The sequence below is a fragment of the Exiguobacterium sp. s5 genome (assembly GCF_018618075.1).
In the GTDB taxonomy this organism is placed as follows: Bacteria; Bacillota; Bacilli; order Exiguobacteriales; family Exiguobacteriaceae; genus Exiguobacterium; species Exiguobacterium mexicanum_A.
In genome coordinates, this window is record NZ_JACSLK010000001.1 from 682046 (window position 1) to 704229 (window position 22184).

The following is a 22184-nucleotide window of genomic DNA, read 5'->3' on the forward strand; positions in this document are numbered from 1 at the left end:
AAGCGAGGAATATATATGGATAAGATTAGCGTTCCGTTCGACTTACAATCAGAATATAAGCCGGCCGGCGACCAACCGGAGGCGATTCGACAGCTCGTCGAGGGCGTCAATCGCGGCGACCGGTACCAGACGTTGCTCGGGGCGACCGGCACCGGGAAGACGTTCACCGTATCGAACGTCATCCAAGAAGTGAAGAAGCCGACGCTCGTCTTGGCCCACAACAAGACGCTCGCCGGACAGCTCTATTCGGAGTTCAAGGAATTCTTCCCGAACAACGCCGTCGAATATTTCGTCAGTTATTATGACTACTATCAGCCAGAGGCGTACGTCCCATCGACGGACACGTTCATCGAGAAAGACGCCTCGATCAACGATGAGATCGATAAACTTCGTCACTCGGCGACGTCGGCCTTGTTCGAGCGCGATGACGTCATCATCGTCTCCTCCGTGTCGTGCATCTACGGTCTCGGTAACCCGGAAGAATATAACAGCCTCGTCTTAAGTCTCCGCGTCGGTAAAGAGTTGGGCCGTGATCAGATGCTCCGCAAGTTGATCGACATCCAATATGAGCGGAACGATATCGACTTCCAACGCGGGCGGTTCCGTGTCCGAGGTGACGTCGTCGAGATCTTCCCGGCGTCACGCGACGAGCAGTGTTTGCGCGTCGAGTTCTTCGGAGACGAGATTGACCGGATCCGCGAGATGGACCCGCTCACCGGCGAGATTATCGCCGATCGCGAGCATGTCTCGATCTTCCCGGCATCCCACTTCGTCACCCGCGACGAGAAGCTGCAAAAAGCAATCGTCAACATCGAGGCCGAGCTCGAACAACAGCTCGAGAAGTTCCGCGAGGAAGGGAAGCTGCTCGAGGCGCAACGGCTTGAACAGCGGACGAACTATGACCTCGAGATGATGCGTGAGATGGGCTACTGTTCAGGCATCGAAAACTATTCGCGTCATTTGAACTTGACCGAGGCAGGGGCGACGCCTTACACGCTCATCGACTACTTCCCGAAAGACTTCCTACTCGTCGCCGATGAGTCGCACGTGACGCTCCCGCAAGTACGCGGCATGTATAACGGTGACCAGGCCCGGAAGCAAGTGCTCGTCGACCACGGGTTCCGCCTGCCTTCAGCTAAAGATAACCGTCCGCTCAAGTTCGACGAGTTCGAGAAGAAGTTGTCGCAAGCGATCTTTATCTCGGCGACACCAGGTCCGTTCGAGCTCGAGCATACCCCGCACATGATCGAACAGATCATCCGGCCGACAGGACTGCTCGACCCGACGATCGAGATTCATCCGATCAAAGGACAAATCGACTACTTGATGGACCAAATTCGCGACCGCATCAAACAGGACGAACGCGTCCTCGTGACGACGCTCACGAAAAAGATGGCCGAGGATTTATCGGACTATCTGCGTGAAGCGGGCATCAAGGTCAACTATATGCACTCTGAAATCAAGACGCTCGAGCGGATTGAGATCATCCGTGACCTGCGTCTCGGAAAATACGACGTCCTCGTCGGAATCAACTTACTGCGGGAAGGACTAGACATCCCGGAAGTGAGTCTCGTCACGATTCTAGACGCCGACAAGGAAGGGTTCCTCCGTTCGGACCGATCGCTCATTCAGACGATTGGGCGGGCGGCGCGGAACTCGAACGGGCACGTCATCTTGTTCGCTGATAAGATGACCGACTCGATGACGCGCGCGATTGAAGAGACCGATCGTCGTCGCTCGATTCAACAAGCCTATAATGAAGAACACGGCATCACGCCGCAGACGATCCGTAAAGAAGTACGCGGCGTCATCCGCGCGACGGTCGACGCCGAGGAGGATGTGCTCGAATCACTCAGCTCGATGAAGCCGGCTGAACGTGAGGAAGCCATCGCCAAGCTAGAAGAAGAAATGAAACAAGCGGCCCGCGACCTCCAGTTCGAACGGGCGGCCGAATTGCGTGACTTAATCTTGGAGTTGAAGGTAGGGAATTAAATGGCTGAAAAGAAAAATGCGATCGTCATCAAAGGGGCGCGCGTCAACAACTTGAAAAACATTGATATCGATATTCCACGGGACCAGCTCGTCGTCTTGACGGGCTTGTCCGGTTCCGGTAAATCGTCACTCGCGTTCGACACCATCTACGCCGAGGGGCAGCGCCGTTACGTCGAGAGTCTATCGGCCTACGCCCGTCAATTCCTCGGACAGATGGACAAACCGGACGTCGATACGATTGAAGGGCTGAGCCCGGCCATCTCGATCGACCAGAAGACGACGAGCCGTAACCCGCGCTCGACCGTCGGAACGGTGACGGAAATCTATGACTACTTACGTCTTTTGTTCGCTCGCATCGGGAAACCGGTCTGTCCGCGTCACGGTATCGAAATCTCGAGCCAGACCATCTCACAGATGGTCGACCAAGTGATGGAACTGCCGGAGAAGACGCGCCTGCAAATCCTGGCGCCAATCGTCTCGGGCCGCAAAGGGACGCACGTCAAAGTGTTCGACTCGCTCAAAAAGGAAGGGTTCGTCCGCGTCCGTGTCAACGGCGAGACGATCGAACTGACCGATGAGATCGACCTCGATAAGAATAAGAAACATTCGATTGAAGTCGTCGTCGACCGCCTCGTCGTCCGCCCTGACGTCGAAGGCCGTCTTGCTGATTCACTTGAGACGGCGCTTCGCCTCGCCGACGGCCGAGCCATCATCGACAAGATGGACGGCACCGAGCTCCTGTTCAGCGAACATCACGCTTGTCCGATTTGTGGCTTCTCCATTGGCGAACTCGAGCCGCGTATGTTCTCGTTCAACTCGCCGTTCGGTGCCTGTCCGACGTGTGACGGGCTCGGTACGAAGCTTGATGTCGACCCGGAACTCGTTATCCCGGACCCGTCGAAGACGCTGAAGGAAGGCGCCGTCGTCGCCTGGCAGCCGACAAGCTCGCAATATTATCCGCAACTGCTCGCCTCGATGTGCAAACACTTTGACATCGATATGGACGTGCCGTTCGAACGTCTGTCGAAGCGTGACCAAGACCTCGTCTTGCACGGGACGGACGAAGAGTCGTTCTTGTTCCGTTACGAGAACGATTTCGGACAAGTCCGGACGAACACGATCTTCTTCGAAGGGGTGCTCCGCAACATCGAGCGCCGCTATAAAGAGACGACGTCCGATTACATCCGTGAACAGATGGAGACGTACATGGCGACACACGCTTGTCCGACATGTAGCGGTTATCGGTTGAAAGAAGAGACGCTCGCCGTCAAAATCACGGGCCACCATATCGGGCAAGTGACCTCTCTGTCCGTCGTCAACGCCATCAAGTTGTTCGACTCGATCATGACAGAGTTGAGCGAGAAAGATATCGCCATCGCCCGTCTCATCTTGCAAGAGATTTGTGAGCGGCTCAGCTTCTTGAACAACGTCGGTCTCGACTATTTGACGTTGTCACGCGCCGCCGGGACGCTCTCGGGTGGAGAAGCGCAGCGGATTCGTCTCGCGACCCAAATCGGCTCACGGCTCACGGGCGTCCTATACGTCCTCGATGAACCGTCGATTGGATTGCATCAGCGTGACAACGACCGCTTGATTGCGACGCTCAAACAGATGCGTGACATCGGTAACACGCTCATCGTCGTCGAGCACGACGAGGACACGATGATGGCAGCCGATTATTTGATCGACATCGGACCGGGTGCCGGCGAACACGGCGGAGAAGTCATCGCCGCCGGGACGCCGAAGCAGCTCATGAAAAACAAGAGCTCATTGACGGGCCAATACTTGTCCGGCAAGAAATTCATCCCGCTACCGGCCGAACGGAAAGTGCCGGACGAGCGTTTCTTGAAGATCTTGAAGGCGGAAGAGAATAATTTGAAAGGAGTCGACGTCTCGATTCCGCTCGGTATGTTCATCGCCGTCACCGGTGTCTCTGGTTCCGGGAAGTCGACGCTCATCAACGAGATCCTGTATAAATCGCTCGCCCACCACATCAACCGGGCCAAGGCGAAGCCAGGCAAACATAAGAAAATCGAAGGACTCGACCATATCGACAAAGTTATCGATATCGACCAGTCCCCGATCGGACGGACGCCGCGGTCGAACCCGGCGACGTACACCGGCGTGTTCGATGATATCCGTGACGTGTTCGCCTCGACGAACGAAGCGAAGATGCGCGGGTACAAGAAAGGCCGCTTCAGTTTCAACGTCAAGGGCGGCCGCTGTGAAGCGTGCCGTGGGGACGGAATCATCAAAATCGAGATGCACTTCTTGCCGGACGTCTACGTCCCGTGTGAAGTGTGTCACGGGAAACGTTATAACCGTGAGACGCTCGAAGTGAAATACAAAGGCAAGACGATTGCCGATGTGCTCGATATGACGATTGAGGAAGGGCTCGACTTCTTTGACAAGATTCCGAAAATCAAGCGCAAGATTCAGACGATCTTTGACGTCGGTCTCGGCTATATGAAACTCGGACAACCGGCGACGGAACTGTCCGGCGGGGAAGCGCAGCGCGTCAAGCTCGCCTCTGAGCTCCATAAACGTTCGACCGGCAAGACGATTTACATCTTGGACGAGCCGACGACGGGACTCCATGTCGACGATATCGCCCGGTTGTTGAAAGTGTTGCAACGCCTCGTCGAGAACGGGGACACGGTGCTCGTCATCGAGCACAACCTCGACGTCATCAAATCGGCCGACTACTTGATCGACCTCGGACCGGAAGGTGGGGACGGCGGCGGGACGATTGTCGCGACCGGGACCCCGGAAGAAGTCGCCGAAGTCGCGGCCTCGTATACCGGCAAGTACTTGAAACCGGTGTTAGAACGGGATGCGGCCCGAGCGAAACCGAAAGCAGGAAAACGGAAGTAAGGTATAGAAATGATGAGAAACGGGAACATGATTGACGTGTGACCAAATCGAAGGGGGAAACGAACAGTGAAACAAGAAATGCGTGAACTGATTCTCCAGCAAGTGAAAGACGGGAAGTTGACGATTGAAGAAGGCATGACCCAGCTCGAACGGCTCGAGAAGTTGGAGCCGGAGCGTGTCCAAGCGCTCGAGGAACGTCAAGATACGGAGAAAGTCGATGCCTATTCGGTCGAGTCGCTCACGACGAAACTGACGTCGGCGGTCGAAGGGCTCGTGACGAAACTTCGTGACAGCGACTTCACGTTCAGCTCGAACTTCGGGCCGGAAGTGACGTATTCGAAATCGTTCCCGTTCACCGGGAAAGACATCTCGCTCGACTTGTTCAACGCCTCGGCGACGATCGTCTCGTCGGACAACGACGAGTGTGAACTGATTGTCACCGGACGTCCGCTCCGTCAGCAGGACGCGGACAAGGCGCTCGAACAGCTCCAGTCAGCGGTCAAGCATTCGGTCATCGGTGACCGTCTCGTCGTGTCACTCCGCGACAAGCTCGTCCGGGCGCACGTCGAACTGTACGTCCCGCATCATCATTTCGATCACCTACACGTACAGACGCTCAACGGTGAGGTCCGTGCCGACGGCCTCGACGTCGAGAGCGTTCGTATCCAGACGGCGAACGGCCGGGTCGTACTTCATGAAGTACATGCCTCGGAGCTGCTCCTCAACACGGGGAACGGAACAGTCGAAGTCGAAGCGGTCGAATCGGAACTCGTCCACGTCCGGACCGGCAACGGAGCCGTCATCGTGAACGGCAAATACGACAAGGCGTCGCTCAAGACCGGCAACGGGAACATCCGCGCCGAACTCGCGACGGCACGTCCGGCCAAGTTCGAGCTCGCATCGCTCGCCGGAAACGTCCGTCTCGTCTTGCCGCACGGCGTCGAGGTCGAAGGAGAACTCGAGACGAACTTCGGTGGTCTCCACTGTAACTTGGACGAGCTCGAGATCATCCGCGACCGGAAAGACGTCGCTCAACGTCGTCTTGAATTCTTGTCGGGCCGTGGTCAAACACCGCGCATCGAAGTCGAGGCCGGGACGCGTACTGGCACGATCGACCTCGAACACGGTTCGCTCCACACACCGTCGACGTTCCTCGAAGAGGACAAACACGAACCGACGGAACCAATCGACCCAGTCGACCCGGTCAATCCGGCCGACTTGAACAACCCGTTCCATCAGCAATGACCGACAACCCGAAGGCCTCTCGCCTTCGGGTTTGTTTTAGCATCAACGGAAACGAACACCATGGTCGGCTATGTACCGGGCGAATGAGACATCCATGACAAAACCCGAAGGCGGTTGCCTCCGGGTTTTTGTCATGTCATAGATTCATTTGATACTCCATTTGTTCCCAATCCATCATTTGACCGTCATACAGCGTGAATGAGCCGATGATGAACAGGATGAACAGGACCGGTCCGGCGATGAGTAAGAAAATCCCGAGGTTCCGCATCGTCTTCGACCGTTTCCAATAGAAGATGATGGCGACGATCATCGATAACAGCGACCCGGACAAGAACAAGCCGACGATGTTCAAGATGAACAACAGCAACACCGTCTCGTTTTTCGTCGCGGCATATTCGCGCCACATGTCAAACAGTGATTTGACCAAGTAGACGAGCGCCGCGATCCCGACGATAAAAATAAAGACAATGGCAATCCAAAATAGTGAATTCATGTGATTTCACCTCCCTAATCCTCTATACCCGTTCTACGGAATCGCCACGAATTAGTTTCATCTCTTTTTTTCGACACGTTTCGCTCACTTTCGTTGACGCTTCTCCAGAAGAGCTATGATACAATAATGAGCGTGAAAGGGGCAGATACTCATGCAAAATATCGTACGCACGGCTCAACTCGTTGAGCGCTTCAAACTTCAAGTCATCGCCGGGGAAGAGGGACTCCATCGTCCCGTCGCCACACCGGACCTCAGTCGACCGGGACTCGTCCTTGCCGGCTACTATACCCACTATGCGAAAAATCGGCTGCAAGTGCTCGGGAAGACCGAGCTCACGTTCTACGCGAGCTTGTCGGAAGAGAGCCGCCGCGAGCGGGCGAAGATTTTATGCACGGAATTGACACCGGGCATCCTCATCACGCGCGGCTTCGACATCCCGAAAGAGATTGAACAAGAAGCCGAGGCGGCGAACGTCCCGCTCATGCGCACGAACGCGATGACGACATCGATCGAGTCACAGATCACAAACTTCCTTGAGATGGAACTCGCACCGATGACCGCGATGCACGGCGTGCTCGTCGACATCTACGGCGTCGGCGTGCTCATCAAAGGACAGAGCGGTGTCGGGAAATCTGAGACCGCGCTCGAACTCGTCAAGCGGGGTCACCGCCTCGTCGCCGACGATTCAGTCGAGATTCGTCAGACCGGGGACCAGTTGCTCGTCGGTTCGGCACCGAAATTGATTCGTCACTTGCTCGAGATTCGTGGGATCGGCATCATCGATGTCATGACGTTGTTCGGCGCTGGCGCCGTCCGCTCGCACAAGAAGATCAGCTTGATCATCAACCTCGAGAACTGGGATGCGGGCAAAGTATACGACCGCGTCGGGCTCGACCACAACACGATGAAAATCATCGATAGCGAAGTGCCGTTACTCACGATCCCGGTCCGTCCGGGACGAAACTTGGCCGTCATCGTCGAAGTCGCGGCGATGAACTATCGCCTGCAGAACATGGGCATCAACACGGCCGAAGAGTTCGCGGAACGTCTCGCGAACGCCATCCATGACAACGAAGGGGACATGGAATAATGGTAGAGCCAACGTTTGACCGCGTCGCGTTTGAAATCGGGTCGCTCCCGATTTATTGGTACGGCATGATCATCGCCTTCGGTGCGATGCTCGGCCTCGTTCTCGCCTTGTTCGAGGCGAAGCGCCTCAATTATGATTCAGAACGGGTCGTCGATGTCATCATCTGGTCGATTCCGATCAGTATCGTCTTCGCCCGGATTTACTACGTCATCTTCCAATGGGACTACTACAGTGAGAACCTTGGACAGATCATCGACATCCGCCAAGGCGGGATTGCAATCCATGGTGCCATCTTTGGAGCGCTGCTCGTCGTCATCATCTATTGCATGCGCAAGTCGATGTCGTTCTGGAAGATCACCGATATCCTCGCTCCGTCGCTCCTGCTCGGGCAAGCGGTCGGACGTTGGGGGAACTTCATGAACCAAGAGGCGCACGGTGCCGAGACGACGAGCCGTTTCTTGAAAGAGACGCTCTTCCTCCCGGATTGGATCGTCAATCAGATGTATATCGACGGCGCTTATTACTTGCCGACGTTCTTGTTCGAGAGCGTCTGGAACATCCTCGGCGTCATCTTGCTCGTCGTCTGGCGTATGGTCGGTAACCCGCCGCGCGGCTACATCTTCTTATCGTACCTCGTCTGGTATTCGATTGGACGCTTCTATATCGAAAGGCTCCGCACGGATAGCCTCATGGCCGGCGATCTCCGGACGGCACAACTCGTTTCGATCGCGATGATCGTATTCGGTGTCGTCATGATGATCGTCCGCCGCAAAGCGAAACGATACGACGACCCTTCAGAGAAAGGACTGTTTGATTGATGGATACACTTCTATTCGATTTGGATGGCACGTTGCTCGATACGAACCCGCTCATCATCGCGAGTTTCCGTCACACGCTCGGGTACTACTTCCCGGACGAGACGTATCGCGATGAGGACATCTTCCCGTTCATCGGACCGACGCTCGAGAAGTCGTTCAAGGCGCTCAATGAGCCGGAATGGAAAGAGATGCAGGCGTTCTATCGCAGCTTCAATATCGCGATGCACGACCAGCTCGTCGCCGAATATCCGGGTGTGATCGAGGGGCTGTATCGCCTCCACGCCAAAGGCTACAAGATGGGCGTCGTCACCTCGAAAGGCCGTCCCGTCGTCGAGCAAGGCTTGCGTCTGTTCAAGATCGACCATCTGTTCGATGTGGTCGTCACGGCCGACGATGTGGAATATGAGAAACCGCACGCCGAACCGGTCGAACGGGCGCTCCGTGCGCTCGGATCGACGGCGGACCGCGCTGTCATGGTCGGGGACAACGACACGGACATCTTCAGCGGCAAGAACGCCGGGACGAAGACGGTCGCTGTCGGCTGGGCCATTAAAGGCCGTGCGTTCCTCGAAGCGCTCGAACCGGACGTCATCATCGACTCGATGGAACATTTCGAGGCGTGGCTCGATGAGGTTACCGTCCATGCGTAAGACGGAACGCTTTCGTCTAGACGGGCCAAACCCGCTTTGGCAGATGTACCGGACGATTCGCTTCCTGCGTGTCTTCAAAAATACGACGGTCGTCTTGATCGGGCGGTATTTCCCGTCCGTCAAGGCGAAGCGGTGGTTGTATCGAAACTTCCTCGGTATGAAAATCGGGGACTATAGTGCGCTCGCACTCATGGTGACGCCAGACGTCATGTTCCCGGAGCGGATTTCGATCGGCCGTAACACGGTCATCGGGTTCAACTCGACGATCCTCTGTCACGAGTATCTCGTCGACGAGTATCGGATCGGCGACGTCCACATCGGGGACGAGGTGTTGATTGGGGCGAACGTGACGATTTTACCTGGCGTGACGATTGGCGATCGGGCCGTCATCGGTGCCGGGGCCGTCGTCCATCGTGACGTCGCGCCCGGAGAGCGCGTCGTTGGGGCAAAGCTCCATACCATCGACACAAAATAGACACAATTTAGTGCGAAATCATTTTGAGGTCAAGACATGTAGGGCCTCATAAAATTACTAGGGCGGTATCACTTTTTTTAAAGGCGATACCGCTTTTTTGTGTCTATGGGCGCTGACATGAAACCTCCATATTTTTGTCGAAAAGCATTTGAACGACCTAGCAAAATATATTCATTATAGAAGGAATATAGTCCCGATTTTTTTTAAGTTTTTCAGTTGCCCTCGTTGTTTGAGTGCGGTATTCTTAACCCTGCAACTAAAAATAGATTTAGAGATGATGTGGAGGATTTAGAATATGGAAGCGAACTATGAAGCAGTAATGACGCTACCCGAACCAGAATCTCCGCTCGCCGCGGAGCTCCACTACTATAGAGGTCGTCGTGCGTTACGTGAAGGTCGCCTAGATGAAGCGACTTTTTTCATGGCTGAAGCCACTGCCGCTGCAGCGCACCGCGTCGACTATCACAAACAGTACGCTGAACTGTTATTTGAAGTAGGGGAGATCTATCACGCCAATGACGTGTGGAAACGGGTGCTAGAACTCGATGAGACGTCAACCGAGGCCTTGTATCACCTTGCGAGCAATTGCGCTTATATCTCTTTATATGAAGAAGCAGCGATGTATGCGAAACGTTACCTCGAAGTCGAGGCACACGGGCGCTATGCGGACTCGGTCCAATCGCTGTTAGAACTGATCGAACTCGAGCAAGAACTCGAGGACGAAGATGAAGACGAGTTGATCACGTGGCACACCGAGGCCCAGCAGCATATCGACAAAGGCCGCTTGTTCGCCGCCAAGTCGACGCTCGAACGGTTAATCGACCGCTATCCGCGCTTTTGGCCGGCGTTCAACAACTTGGCCATCGTCAATTTTTATCTCGGCAACGATGAAGCGGCGTTCGAGACGCTCGAGTACGTGCTCGATGAAAACCCGGGCAACTTGCATGCGATTTTGAACACGATTTTGTTGTTGCATGAGGCCGGACAATCAGAAGCGGCGCTCCAATTGTCGGTCCCGCTGACACGGGTCCGCCCGCTCCAGTTCGACTTACGCTATAAACTCGCCACGACACTCGCGCTCGTCGGTCAATACGACCGCGCGTACGAAGAACTCCGCCTTTTGAAAGACCGCGGATTCCGTGGGGATTCACTGTTCGGGCATTGGCTCAGCGTGTCCGCCTACAAGACCGGGCGTCTTGAAGAAGCGGCCACCTATTTGAACAGTGACGAGTTGAAACAATTTGAAGAAGCGAGCCCGTATGACATCCGCGACAACCTCGAGTTCCGTTCGGCACTCGTCCAAGGGTTGCGCCAAGAAGAAGACGCGGCTCGCATCGAAATCATCCGAATCATCTCGAAACTTGCCGACGACGAGGCGTTTGAAGCACTCGCGTTGACGAACGGGATCACCGACAACGAGACGGTGCTCGCCTTCGCCGAGAAATGCCGTGCTGAGATTTGCGGGGCACCGTTCACCGGTGACGCCCGGATCGCTCAGGCGTATGAGGCCCTCGTGCTCGCCGAGACGGAAGTGACGGAAGCGGAACAGATGAGCCTCGACGGCGACTTCTATGAACGGTTCTCACTCCTGCTCCTTGCCGGGGCATCGTTCGAGGACGTCACGGCATCGGCCGCGGCTCTCGTCTGGATGTTCTATGCGAAACGGGATGCCCTCATCCTCGACGACTGCGCCGACACGTTCGGAATCGACGTCGCGACGCTGACGGGGACGATCCGTTCGTTCAAACAGACACTCGAACAAGCATAAAGATAGACGATACCTCCCTAGGTTTCTTATACTGAAGTCAATCAATTTCATGCAGAGGTGGAATCATTATGACAGAAGAAAAAATCTATGACGTCATTATCATCGGGGCCGGCCCAGCCGGAATGACGGCTGCACTTTACGCGTCGCGTGCCAACTTATCGACACTTATGATCGAACGCGGTATCCCAGGTGGACAGATGGCGAACACGGAAGATATCGAAAACTATCCGGGCTATGACAGCATCCTCGGCCCAGACTTGTCTCAAAAAATGTTCGACCACTCGAAAGCATTCGGGGCGGAGTACGCTTATGGCGACGTCCAAAGCATCTCGGACGAGACGGAATATAAAGTCGTCCACGCGCACAACCGTGACTATAAAGCACGGGCGATCATCCTCGCTTCTGGCGCACAATACAAGAAAATCGGTGTCCCGGGCGAAGAAGAGCTCGGCGGCCGCGGTGTATCGTATTGTGCGGTCTGTGACGGGGCGTTCTTCAAAGGGAAGAACTTGTTCGTCATCGGCGGCGGCGACTCAGCTGTCGAGGAAGGCGTGTTCTTGACACGTTTTGCTGACAAGGTGACAATCGTTCACCGTCGCGACGAGCTTCGCGCGCAGAAGATTCTTCAAAAACGGGCGTTCGACAACCCGAAAATCGACTTCATCTGGAACCACACGCTCAAAGAGATCGTGGAAGCCGATGGTAAAGTCGGTGGGGCACGTCTCGTCAGCACGGTCGATGGGACCGAGTCCGACCACGAAATCGACGGTGTGTTCATCTATATTGGTATGAACCCAATCACTGGTTTCGTCAAAGACCTCGGCATCACGAACGAGCAAGGCTATATCGTCACGAACGAAGCGATGGAGACGAAGATCCCAGGGATTTTCGCAGCCGGCGACGTACGTGACAAGACGCTCCGTCAAGTCGTCACCGCGACGAACGACGGATCGATTGCCGCTCAAAACGCGCAACACTATATCGAGGGGCTCCTCGAGGCGTTGCACGAACAAAACGCGTGACATGAGGCAGAAGGGATTGCGGGCGACCGCAATCCCTTCTCTTTTTTTCGGACGTTCGTTATACTAAGGACAGAAGAGAGCTGCACACACGGCTCGGTTGTCAATTTTAAGGGGGCGTCAGTGACATGGAAGACTTTAAAGGATTGGAAGAATTGATCATCATCAGCGGGATGAGCGGGGCCGGGAAATCGGTCGCAATGAATAGCTTTGAGGATCTCGGCTATTTTTGCGTCGATAACTTGCCGCCGGTGCTCTTGCCGCAATTGATCGATGTCATCAGCTCGGTCCGGCCGAAGATCGCCGTCGCGATCGACACACGGACGCGCGACTTCATCGACAGCCTGTTCATCGTCATCGACGACTTGGAACAGAAGAACGTGCACCCGCACTTGTTGTATCTCGACACACGGGACGAAGTGCTCGTGCGCCGCTATAAGGAGACGCGCCGGTCGCATCCGCTCGCCCCGGAAGACGCACCGCTCGTCGGCATCGGGATGGAGCGCTCGTTGCTCGAAGGGTTCCGTGACCGGGCCCATACGCTCTACGATACGAGCGACTTGAAGCCGCAGATGCTCAAAGACCGCATCTTGCTCCAGTTCAACGAGGAACGAATCCCGTTCACGGTCAACTTCATGTCGTTCGGGTTCAAACACGGCGTCCCGCTCGACATCGACCTGTTGTTCGACGTCCGCTTCATCACGAACCCGTTCTATATCCCGGAACTCCGTCCGCTCACCGGGCAGACGGAAGAAGTCCAGAACTACGTCATGTCGCACCCCGAGGCGCGGGCGTTCTATAAAAAACTGATCGACATGCTCGAATTCCTGTTGCCGCAGTACAAGCGCGAAGGGAAGACGCAAGTCGTCGTCGCCTTCGGTTGTACGGGCGGGAAGCACCGTTCGATCACGTTCGCCGAGAAAGTATCGGCCCATTTCGCCGAGCGCTATAACGTCAAGACCGTCCATCGCGATCTCGCGCATGCGACGAAGGAGAAATAAGATGAGACGCGACAGAAAAGTGGTGGCCATCGGTGGAGGGACGGGCCTCTCGACGCTCGTCCGGGGCTTGAAGCATTATCCGCTCGACATCACGGCCATCGTCACGGTCGGGGACGACGGGGGCAGCTCGGGGCGCCTCCGTGACGAGTTCCATATGTTGCCGCCGGGCGACATCCGGAACGTCATCCTCGCCTTGTCCGAGGTCGAGCCACTCATGGACAAGATTTTGCAGTATCGGTTCGACAGCGGTTACGGGCTCGAAGGGCACTCGCTCGGCAACCTCATGTTGACGGCGGCGACGCATATCTGCGAAGGCTCGTTCGTCAAGGCGGTCGACGTCTTGTCGCAGCTGTTGAACGCCCAAGGCAAGGTGCTCCCGGTGACGGAGACACTCATGACGCTCGCCGCCGAGTTCGAAGACGGGACGATCGTCAAAGGTGAATCAAAGATCCCGCTCGTCGAGAAACAAATCAAGCGCCTGTTCTTGCTCGAGGAAGGCATCAAGCCGGCGGCTGGTGTCGTCGAGGCAATCGAGGACGCCGATTTGATCGTGCTCGGTCCAGGGAGCTTGTATACGAGCATCATCCCGAACCTCTTGATTCCAGAAGTGCGTGACGCCATCGTCCGCTCGGGTAAACCGGTCGTCTACATCTGCAACGTCATGACGCAGCCTGGTGAGACGAAAGGGTATGACGCGATGAAACATTTGAAATCGATCGAGGCGTATCTCGGCAAGTCGACGGTCGACACGATCGTCGTCAACAACGAGCCGATCGAGGACATCTATTTAGAGCGTTACCTCGAGGACGGCTCGGAAGAAGTCCGCTTCGATCGGAAGAAGCTTCGAAATTACGGCACGAACGTGCTCGCGGGGGACATCGTCGACTATAACCGTGACTATATCCGCCATGACTCGGACGCCATCGCCGGACTCGTCATGCAACGCGTCCTGCGCATCAAGAAACCACGCTCGTTCCAAGAACTTGAGCTGAAATAAGTTGTGATTGAACAGAAAGGAGGGGACCGGCATGAGCTTTGCCTCTGACGTCAAAAAAGAATTGACGCAACTCGTCGTGACCGATGCCGAGGCGAAAGCGGAACTATCCGCACTCGTCCGGATGAACGGCGTCATCTCGCTCGCTTTAGGGCGAGGGATGACGCTCGACGTCTCGACCGAGAACGCCGCCATCGCACGTCGAATCTATTCCCTCATGAAACGGCTGTACGACCATCATCTCGATTTGTTCGTACGGAAGAAAATGCGGTTGAAGAAGAACAACGTCTATATCGTCCGGGTCGCCCAGCGTGCCGAGACGATGCTTCGAGACCTTGAAATCCTCGGGGAGAACTACGAGATGATCCGCACGCTCAACTCGGACATGACACGTGACGAGAACCTCGCCCGTGCCTATTTACGCGGGTCGTTCCTTGCCGGCGGGTCGATCAACCATCCGAAGACGTCGTCATATCACCTCGAGGTGTACAGCCTGTACGAGAACCATAACCAGGCGCTCCGTGACCTCGCCAACCGCTTCGGCTTGAACGCGAAGACGCTCGAGCGGAAGAAAGGGCACATCCTCTATATCAAAGAGAGTGAAAAGATCTCGGACTTCCTGAAACTCATCGGGGCGACGCGCGGCATGCTCGACTTTGAGGACGCGCGCATCATCAAAGATATGCGCAACTCGGTCAACCGGCTCGTCAACTGTGAGACGGCGAACTTGAACAAGACCGTCGGGGCGGCGCTCCGCCAAGTCGAGAACATCAAGTTCCTCGAGCGCACGGTCGGGCTTGAAATCTTACCGGTCAAACTCCGGGAGATCGCCGAGCTCCGGGTCACCCATCAAGACGTCTCGCTCCAAGAACTCGGCGAGATGCTCGAGACGGGACCAATCTCGAAGTCGGGGATCAACCATCGGCTCCGCAAGATCGACCAGATCGCGGACAAGGTGCGAAACGGTGAAGAAATCAGCTCATCGTGACCCCGGTTGCACCAAAACCATTCTTCCTATATAATTAGCAATTGTGTATAGGACTTAGAAATGTAACTTAAAGGAGCTTCATGATTATGTCGAATGCAAAGAAAAGAATCTCGCTCACGATCGACGCTGATTTAGACCAGGTCATCACGGAGCGTGCGAAACAAATCGGGATCCCGAAAAGCGCCCTCGTCACGTTCGCGACAAGCCTCTTCCTCAACCAATTGCGCGCGGAAGAAGTATTGTCAGGTGACACGAACGCCATCTATCAGGTCATCCGCAAAGATTATGAACTGCTCACGAGCGTGGATAACTTAGACAAATAATTGCGGAAGGCTGACTGCGGTCAGCCTTTTTTGGTTGCATCCGGCCTTAAAATTTGGAATAGTGGTTATATTGAATTCGAATGGAGGTCGATCCTATGGGGCAAATCTTGCTCATCCTAGTATTACAACTCGTCTACGTACCGGTGCTGACGCTTCGGACCATCATGCTCGTCAAAGGAAAAACGATGATTGCGGGGCTGTTCGGGACGCTTGAGACGCTGATCTATATCTTCGCGCTCGGGATCGTGTTCCAAGATTTGACGACGCTCGGCATGATCGTCTATGCGGTCGGATTCGGGCTCGGGATTCTCGTCGGCGGTTACGTCGAGCGTAAGCTTGCCATCGGCTACAACATGATCCAAGTCCACACGCAAGAGTTCCCGGCCGAGCTCATCCAAAAGATGCGCGACAGCGGTTATGGTGTGACGCACTACCAAGGTCAGGGACGTGACGGCATCCGATATCGTCTCGACGTCTTGGCGGCACGGACACGGATGAAAGATTTGCGGCAAATGGTCGAGGAGTATGAGCCGAAAGCGTTCCTCGTCGCATTCGATCCGATCGACTTTAAAGGCGGCTATATGATGAAAGGGCTCCGACGCCCGAAATGAACGGGACGACTCACGGAAGTGGGTCGTTTTTTCGTGGAACGGGGAATACAAGAACAAAGGAGATGAGCGAGTTGAGACGAAAAGGGTTATGGATCGTCGTGGTTGGGTTGATTCTCGTCGGCGGCGCGTTGTTGGCCACCTCATTTTGGAAGTCGGAGTCCTCGATCAAACCGCCGCTCCCGACAGTCCGGGTCGGGTCGGTGACGGCCGAAGTGAAACAGTCGACGTTCTGCTGGTCCAATGGGGGCGAGGCGGTATGTGAAGACCACGGGTTGCCGGAAGCGGACGACTTGCAGCTCGTACCGGTCGAGCCGGGTGCCGAGATTGATGTCGAGTTCCATGCCGAGCCGTCGAACGTCTCATTCCATCAAATCATCGACGGGGAGCTCGTGCGGTCTGAACCCGTCGTCCCAGACGCACCGGGTGTCTATTTGTTTGAGACGGGCGGGGAGTGGCCGCGTGGGGACAGCCGCTATGTGTTCGGGGTCGAGGTCAAGGAATAAAAGAGTTGACCTGTCCGCTACGGGCGGCTTTATGATCAACGAGAAGGGGGGACGCCAATGATTCAAATCGGAAAAGTGGTCCATCTAACGGGGTTGTCCACTAAAGCAATCAAATGGTATGAAGCGAAAGGACTCGTCCGACCGACTCGTTTAGATAATCAGTATCGGTTATACGGGATGGAAGAAATAAGACGCCTGAACGAAATCAAGTTACTACGCCAAATGGGTATCTCGCTCGAACAAATTCAGACGGCAGAAAGTGTGAGCGAGTTACTCGACAGCAGACTTGATGAGGTCCAACACGAAATCGAGGCGTTGCGACAAGTCGAGCAACAAATCAAATGGATGCAAACAGGGGGAGATTCAATGAAAGTACGTTATGAGATGTGGGACCGGCCAAAAATCGTGAACGGCTATGTATCCGAACTCACCACAATCCCGTTCGTTTGGGAAAAACTGCAACCAGAGCTGACGACAGACGAATCATATGGCGTCTGTTTAGCGAAAGAAGAAGCTTATCTAGCAGGGATGACTGATCCTGTCATAGGAGAAGAGGGAAGACAGGTTGAACTGTCGGCAGGACGTTACCTTGTCGCCACGGTCGAAGGCGGAATCCCGGCCATCCCCACGACGTATAATCAACTTCTAGCGTTGCCGGATGTAACGTTGCGGGATGCACTCGATTTTGAGCGCTACATTCATGGGCAAGACGGAGCTGACGACTTGATTGAAATTTGGTTACCTGTCCAATAAAAAGAAGCGCCTTTCCCGGAGTTGGGAAAGGCGCTTTTGGATTAACGCGTCATGACCTTGTCGATGAGACCGTAGTCTTTCGCTTGTTCAGCTGACATGAAGTAGTCGCGCTCTGTGTCGCGCTCGATGACTTCAAGCGGCTGGCCTGTGTTGTCGGCCATGATTTGGTTCAATTTCTCGCGCATCTTGATGATGCGTTCAGCATGGATCTTGATGTCCGATGCTTGACCTTGCGTACCGCCGAGCGGTTGGTGAATCATGATCTCCGCGTTCGGAAGCGCGAAGCGTTTGCCTTTTTCACCGGCTTGGAGCAAGAAGGCACCCATCGATGCGGCCATTCCGATACAAATCGTCGACACGTTCGGTTTGATGAAGTTCATCGTGTCATAAATCGCCATTCCGGAAGTGATCGAACCACCCGGGCTGTTGATGTAAAGTGAGATGTCCTTATCTGGGTCCTCGGCTGCAAGGAAGAGGAGCTGGGCAACGATCGAGTTGGCGACGTTGTCGTCGATCGCACTTCCGAGCAAGATGATGCGGTCCTTGAGCAAGCGTGAGTAAATATCGTACGCGCGTTCCCCGCGACCTGTTTGTTCGATAACTGTTGGAATTAACATTGAATCTGCCTCCTTTATGTAGGTTGTAAACATATCATACCGCTATAGTCAATGTTGGTCAAACGATAGTCATCGTTTTTGACCTATTCCACGGTTTGACGATTCTAAAACGACAAAAGAGGCCAGGCATCTGCCTGACCTCTTTCTTTGATACACCCGGAGAGATTCGAACTCCCGACACCTGGCACCGGAAACCAGTGCTCTATCCCCTGAGCTACGGGTGCATGTTCTCTGACACGATTTATTATACATTTGTTTTTTTAAAAAAGCAATCCTGTTCGTCTCACTTTTTTTTGAGCGCGTTTTCCCGCCTTTCGCTACAATAGGAAACGAGAGGGGTGTGACCGATGCAACGCCAAGAACAACAGCAACTTCAAAAGCAACAACTGACCCAGGACATGGTCAGGCGTCTGCCGGTTCTCGAAGCAGACCGGACCGCGATCGCTTTTCAGCTTGGCCGCTTGTCAAAGCGGAACCCGAACATCGCCATCGGCAGCGGCGCGGTCGAATGGGTGGAGGACACGGCGAGCGGATTCGAGTCCCGTCTGTTCGAACAGATCGAGGAAGGAAGTGGGAACGAGGTCCAACGTATGCTTCAAAAGCGGCTCGTCCTCGCGCTAGACCACCGCGGCCTCTTACCTGATAGTGACTTCGTGCTCGCCCATCGCTTCGAGGTCGATGTGGCGGACATTGAGGCGGCACGCCAGGCGCTCTTGTTTTTAGAACCGACGGGGATCGGGGCGAAGAATGAGCGGGACTGCCAATATCGGCATGCGATTGAACATGACGACCCGCTCGTCTTGGACGTGTTCGAGGCGCTCGACGCGAACGTTGATGACATCCCGGGACGACTCGACATCTCGGTGGCCGAGTTCGACCGGGTGACCCGTATCGTGGCGACGTTACCGAAAACACCAATATTATATGAAGGAACCGAGCATATCATCCCGGAACTCGAAGTCGTCCGGCGTGACGATGAGCTTGTGACGACATGGTTCAGCCCAACGCTCGATGCGACTCGGATCGGGGACGACCGCGAGGCGAAGTGGTGGCACGAGACGCTCGAGATGCGGAATGCGACGCTTCATTCAGTATGGACGGTCATCGCGGAACGTCAGGTGGACTGGCTCGACGGCAAACTCGTCTTGCATCCGTTGACGCGGAAAGAAGTCGCCGAACGGATCGGCAAGCATGAGTCGACCGTCGGACGGGCCATCCAAGGAAAGTATGTGGCGACCGAGGGCGGGGTCATGGCGTGGCGCCACTTTTTCGTCAGGTCCACGGATCATGGGCAATCGCCGTTCATGGTGAAGAAGGCGCTCGCCGAACTGATTCAACAAGAGACGTCACCTTTGAGTGACGCCGCACTCATGCGAGAGTTGGCCCGGCTCGGCTATACGGTGACACGACGGACCGTGGCGAACTATCGGGAGGCGCTCGGTTTTGGAAACTCGCGGGAGCGGGAACGACAACTATGGAAAGGAGGGGACTGACATGGTGCTGACATTATACCGACGTGCCAACTGTTCGCTCTGCGAGGAGGCGCTCGTCATGCTCGAATGGCTCATGGAAGACTATCCGTTCGAACTCGAGCAGGTCGACATCACGGGCAACGAAGAACTCGAGGCAAAGTACTTGTTCGAGATCCCCGTCGTCTTACACGAGGGGCGCGTCATTAGTCAAGGGCGATACGATGACAGTAAAGTTGAAGATTTTGTTAAGTATACGCTTACATCGAAAAAAAACGTTTGAAGGGGTTGCAAGACGGAAAGGTCATTGATAAGATGAAGTCGTAGCGGTGGGACGCAAATATAAAAGTGGGACAAAAGTTGTCCACGCTTTAAGTCGAGGGGGAATGAGTATGATCCAGCAGCTGATTCAAGTTCAGAAGCAAATCGTTCCCGACATGCTCGATACGCTCCGACATCGTTACGACATCTTACATTACGTCCGGTTGATGCAGCCAATCGGCCGCCGGACACTCGCCACAAGCCTCGGGCTGACGGAACGAATCCTAAGACGAGAAGTTGACTTTTTGAAAGACCAAGGTCTATTGATGGTCGCTACTCAAGGTATTTCCCTTACGGAATCGGGCCGAAACGTTCTCCGGGACTTGCACGAGGTCATGGGAGAAATCCTAGGAATCTCGGAAGTCGCACGAGAACTCGAGCGAAAACTAGGCGTTCGCCAAGTCGTCATCGTACCGGGTGATTCCGACGAGACGTTCTGGGTCCAGCGAGATATCGGTCGGGCCGCCGTCACGCAACTAAAAGCGCGACTGGCACCTGACGACAATATCATCGCGGTCACAGGCGGAACGACGATGGCATCGGTTGCGGCCATGATGTCGCCCGATAAAAAAGAACGACCGATGCATTTCGTGCCGGCACGTGGCGGACTCGGTGAGACGCTTGAGTTACAGGCGAACACCGTCTGTTCTCGAATGGCCGACCGGGCCCATGCCGACTATCATTTACTCCACATTCCGGACGAGGTTTCGCAAGAGACGTTCGAACGGATGGTGGAGGAACCTAGCATAAAAAATGTCCTGGAAATGATTAGAGCGGCGCGAATTGTGGTACATGGAATTGGTGAGGCGGAAACGATGGCGAAACGCCGTCACGCGTCACCAGAGCATTTGCGGATGATCGAACGGCATGATGCCGTCGCCGAGGCGTTCGGATATTACTTCAACGCCGAAGGTGAAATCGTTCATCGGGTCAAGACGGTCGGGATCCAATTAGAGGAGCTCGACGACATGGACACCGTCATCGCGGTCGCCGGAGGGAAATCGAAGGCACAAGCGATTGCCGCATATGCGAAACACACGCCGAACATCATCCTCGTCACAGACGAAGGTGCGGCGACAGAATTATTAAATCGTTATTAAAGAGTTGACCCCCGTTGGCTCTTCAATAAATAGCTTCTACCCTAAGGAGGAAATTAACTATGGCAGTAAAAGTTGGTATTAACGGATTTGGACGTATTGGTCGTTTGGCATTCCGCGAGATCATCAAAAACGAAGGAGTCGAAGTTGTTGCAATCAACGACTTGACTGACACGAAGATGCTCGCTCACCTTCTCAAGTATGACACGACACAAGGTCGTTTCGACGGAGAAGTAGAAGTACACGACGGTCACTTCCTCGTAAACGGCGAGAAAGTCGTTACACTTGCTAACCGCAACCCAGAAGAACTTCCATGGGGCGAGCTCGGTGTTGACATCGTTCTCGAATGTACTGGTTTCTTCACAGCAAAAGAAAAAGCGGAGCTTCACTTGAAAGCTGGCGCGAAAAAAGTTGTGATCTCGGCTCCGGCTACAGGTGACATGAAGACTGTTGTTTACAACACAAACCACGACATCCTTGATGGTACTGAGACAGTAATCTCTGGTGCTTCTTGTACGACAAACTGCTTGGCGCCAATGGCGAAAGTTCTCCAAGACCAGTTCGGAATCGTTGAAGGTCTCATGACAACAATCCACGCTTACACAGGCGACCAAAACACGCTTGACGCTCCACACCCGAAAGGCGACTTCCGTCGTGCACGTGCGGCAGCAGCAAACATCGTACCGAACACAACTGGTGCGGCTAAAGCGATCGGCCTCGTTATCCCAGAACTTCAAGGTAAACTTGACGGTGCGGCACAACGTGTACCAGTTGCTACAGGTTCACTCACAGAGCTCGTAACAGTTCTTGAGAAAACTGTATCTGTTGACGAAATCAACGCAGCAATGAAAAAAGCAGCGAACGAGTCATTCGGTTACACTGAAGACGAAATCGTATCTTCTGACATCGTCGGAATCACTTACGGTTCACTCTTCGATGCGACACAAACTAAAGTAATGACAGTTGGCGACAAGCAACTCGTTAAGACAGTTTCTTGGTACGACAACGAAATGTCTTACACTGCACAATTGGTTCGCACACTCAAGCACTTCGCTGAAATCGCGAAGTAAGTTCGTGAACTAA

Annotated in this window: 22 protein-coding genes and 1 tRNA gene; 20 read left to right on the forward strand and 3 right to left on the reverse strand. The window is 54.7% G+C overall.

Annotation, left to right across the window (positions count from 1 at the left end):
* Positions 1 to 15: 15 nt before the first annotated feature.
* From uvrB to KNP60_RS03610, 3 genes are all read left to right on the forward strand, one after another.
* Positions 16 to 1992, forward strand: a complete 1977-nt coding sequence (gene uvrB, locus KNP60_RS03600; protein ID WP_251130420.1) for an excinuclease ABC subunit UvrB — start codon at positions 16 to 18, stop codon at positions 1990 to 1992.
* Positions 1993 to 4866 carry an excinuclease ABC subunit UvrA gene (gene uvrA / locus KNP60_RS03605; RefSeq protein ID WP_214752918.1) on the forward strand — a complete coding sequence of 958 codons (2874 nt, stop codon included), beginning with the start codon at positions 1993 to 1995 and terminating at the stop codon, positions 4864 to 4866.
* A gap of 66 nt (positions 4867 to 4932) precedes the next feature.
* A complete protein-coding gene (locus tag KNP60_RS03610; RefSeq protein ID WP_214752920.1) occupies positions 4933 to 6111 on the forward strand; it encodes a DUF4097 family beta strand repeat-containing protein in 1179 nt (392 codons plus the stop codon).
* 136 nt (positions 6112 to 6247) lie between these two features.
* Here KNP60_RS03610 and KNP60_RS03615 read toward each other — a convergent pair whose 3' ends face one another.
* Positions 6248 to 6604, reverse strand: coding sequence for a hypothetical protein (locus KNP60_RS03615; RefSeq protein WP_029595046.1), 357 nt, complete (start codon positions 6602 to 6604; stop codon positions 6248 to 6250).
* 151 nt (positions 6605 to 6755) lie between these two features.
* Between KNP60_RS03615 and hprK the strand changes: the two genes are divergently transcribed.
* The 13 genes from hprK to KNP60_RS03680 all read left to right on the forward strand — a co-directional run bounded on the left by hprK (position 6756) and on the right by KNP60_RS03680 (position 17597).
* On the forward strand, positions 6756 to 7694 hold the full coding sequence (gene hprK / locus KNP60_RS03620; RefSeq protein WP_138859069.1) for an HPr(Ser) kinase/phosphatase: 939 nt from the start codon (positions 6756 to 6758) through the stop codon (positions 7692 to 7694).
* Positions 7694 to 8512, forward strand: coding sequence for a prolipoprotein diacylglyceryl transferase (gene lgt / locus KNP60_RS03625; protein ID WP_214796949.1), 819 nt, complete (start codon positions 7694 to 7696; stop codon positions 8510 to 8512). Before hprK ends, lgt begins: the two co-directional genes overlap by 1 nt.
* On the forward strand, positions 8512 to 9162 hold the full coding sequence (ppaX, locus tag KNP60_RS03630; protein WP_034778540.1) for a pyrophosphatase PpaX: 651 nt from the start codon (positions 8512 to 8514) through the stop codon (positions 9160 to 9162). The genes lgt and ppaX overlap by 1 nt, the downstream gene beginning before the upstream one ends.
* On the forward strand, positions 9155 to 9637 hold the full coding sequence (locus tag KNP60_RS03635; RefSeq protein ID WP_029595050.1) for an acyltransferase: 483 nt from the start codon (positions 9155 to 9157) through the stop codon (positions 9635 to 9637). The genes ppaX and KNP60_RS03635 overlap by 8 nt, the downstream gene beginning before the upstream one ends.
* Before the next feature lie 295 nt (positions 9638 to 9932).
* On the forward strand, positions 9933 to 11405 hold the full coding sequence (locus KNP60_RS03640; protein ID WP_233004468.1) for a tetratricopeptide repeat protein: 1473 nt from the start codon (positions 9933 to 9935) through the stop codon (positions 11403 to 11405).
* Between the two features lie 68 nt (positions 11406 to 11473).
* On the forward strand, positions 11474 to 12427 hold the full coding sequence (trxB, locus tag KNP60_RS03645) for a thioredoxin-disulfide reductase (RefSeq protein WP_029595052.1): 954 nt from the start codon (positions 11474 to 11476) through the stop codon (positions 12425 to 12427).
* 125 nt (positions 12428 to 12552) lie between these two features.
* The gene (gene rapZ / locus KNP60_RS03650; protein WP_029595053.1) at positions 12553 to 13425 is read left to right on the forward strand and encodes an RNase adapter RapZ; all 873 of its coding nucleotides are present in this window, start codon (positions 12553 to 12555) and stop codon (positions 13423 to 13425) included.
* A gap of 1 nt (position 13426) precedes the next feature.
* Positions 13427 to 14422 carry a gluconeogenesis factor YvcK family protein gene (locus tag KNP60_RS03655; RefSeq protein ID WP_214752922.1) on the forward strand — a complete coding sequence of 332 codons (996 nt, stop codon included), beginning with the start codon at positions 13427 to 13429 and terminating at the stop codon, positions 14420 to 14422.
* 31 nt (positions 14423 to 14453) lie between these two features.
* On the forward strand, positions 14454 to 15407 hold the full coding sequence (gene whiA / locus KNP60_RS03660; RefSeq protein ID WP_034778536.1) for a DNA-binding protein WhiA: 954 nt from the start codon (positions 14454 to 14456) through the stop codon (positions 15405 to 15407).
* Between the two features lie 86 nt (positions 15408 to 15493).
* Complete coding sequence (locus KNP60_RS03665) at positions 15494 to 15730, forward strand: hypothetical protein (protein WP_021065439.1); 237 nt, start codon at positions 15494 to 15496, stop codon at positions 15728 to 15730.
* Between the two features lie 95 nt (positions 15731 to 15825).
* The gene (locus KNP60_RS03670; protein WP_021065440.1) at positions 15826 to 16341 is read left to right on the forward strand and encodes a DUF2179 domain-containing protein; all 516 of its coding nucleotides are present in this window, start codon (positions 15826 to 15828) and stop codon (positions 16339 to 16341) included.
* Positions 16342 to 16403: 62 nt separating this feature from the next.
* A complete protein-coding gene (locus KNP60_RS03675; protein WP_214796950.1) occupies positions 16404 to 16844 on the forward strand; it encodes a hypothetical protein in 441 nt (146 codons plus the stop codon).
* A 57-nt stretch (positions 16845 to 16901) separates the two neighbouring features.
* Positions 16902 to 17597 (forward strand): MerR family transcriptional regulator, encoded by a 696-nt coding sequence (locus tag KNP60_RS03680; RefSeq protein ID WP_214796951.1) that lies wholly within the window; start codon positions 16902 to 16904, stop codon positions 17595 to 17597.
* 41 nt (positions 17598 to 17638) lie between these two features.
* Here KNP60_RS03680 and clpP read toward each other — a convergent pair whose 3' ends face one another.
* Both clpP and KNP60_RS03690 read right to left on the reverse strand, forming a co-directional pair.
* Positions 17639 to 18214, reverse strand: coding sequence for an ATP-dependent Clp endopeptidase proteolytic subunit ClpP (gene clpP / locus KNP60_RS03685; RefSeq protein ID WP_138859072.1), 576 nt, complete (start codon positions 18212 to 18214; stop codon positions 17639 to 17641).
* Positions 18215 to 18365: 151 nt separating this feature from the next.
* Positions 18366 to 18438: transfer RNA gene (locus KNP60_RS03690), tRNA-Arg, on the reverse strand.
* A 123-nt stretch (positions 18439 to 18561) separates the two neighbouring features.
* On the opposite strand from KNP60_RS03690, the gene KNP60_RS03695 reads away from it, so the two are divergent.
* The 4 genes from KNP60_RS03695 to gap all read left to right on the forward strand — a co-directional run bounded on the left by KNP60_RS03695 (position 18562) and on the right by gap (position 22171).
* Positions 18562 to 19707, forward strand: coding sequence for an RNA polymerase factor sigma-54 (locus KNP60_RS03695; RefSeq protein ID WP_214796952.1), 1146 nt, complete (start codon positions 18562 to 18564; stop codon positions 19705 to 19707).
* A gap of 1 nt (position 19708) precedes the next feature.
* Positions 19709 to 19966: a glutaredoxin family protein gene (locus tag KNP60_RS03700; protein WP_034778531.1), complete on the forward strand. Its 258-nt coding sequence runs from the start codon at positions 19709 to 19711 to the stop codon at positions 19964 to 19966.
* Between the two features lie 112 nt (positions 19967 to 20078).
* Positions 20079 to 21104 (forward strand): sugar-binding transcriptional regulator, encoded by a 1026-nt coding sequence (locus KNP60_RS03705; protein ID WP_034780023.1) that lies wholly within the window; start codon positions 20079 to 20081, stop codon positions 21102 to 21104.
* A 59-nt stretch (positions 21105 to 21163) separates the two neighbouring features.
* Positions 21164 to 22171, forward strand: a complete 1008-nt coding sequence (gene gap / locus KNP60_RS03710) for a type I glyceraldehyde-3-phosphate dehydrogenase (RefSeq protein WP_034778529.1) — start codon at positions 21164 to 21166, stop codon at positions 22169 to 22171.
* Positions 22172 to 22184 lie beyond the last annotated feature (13 nt).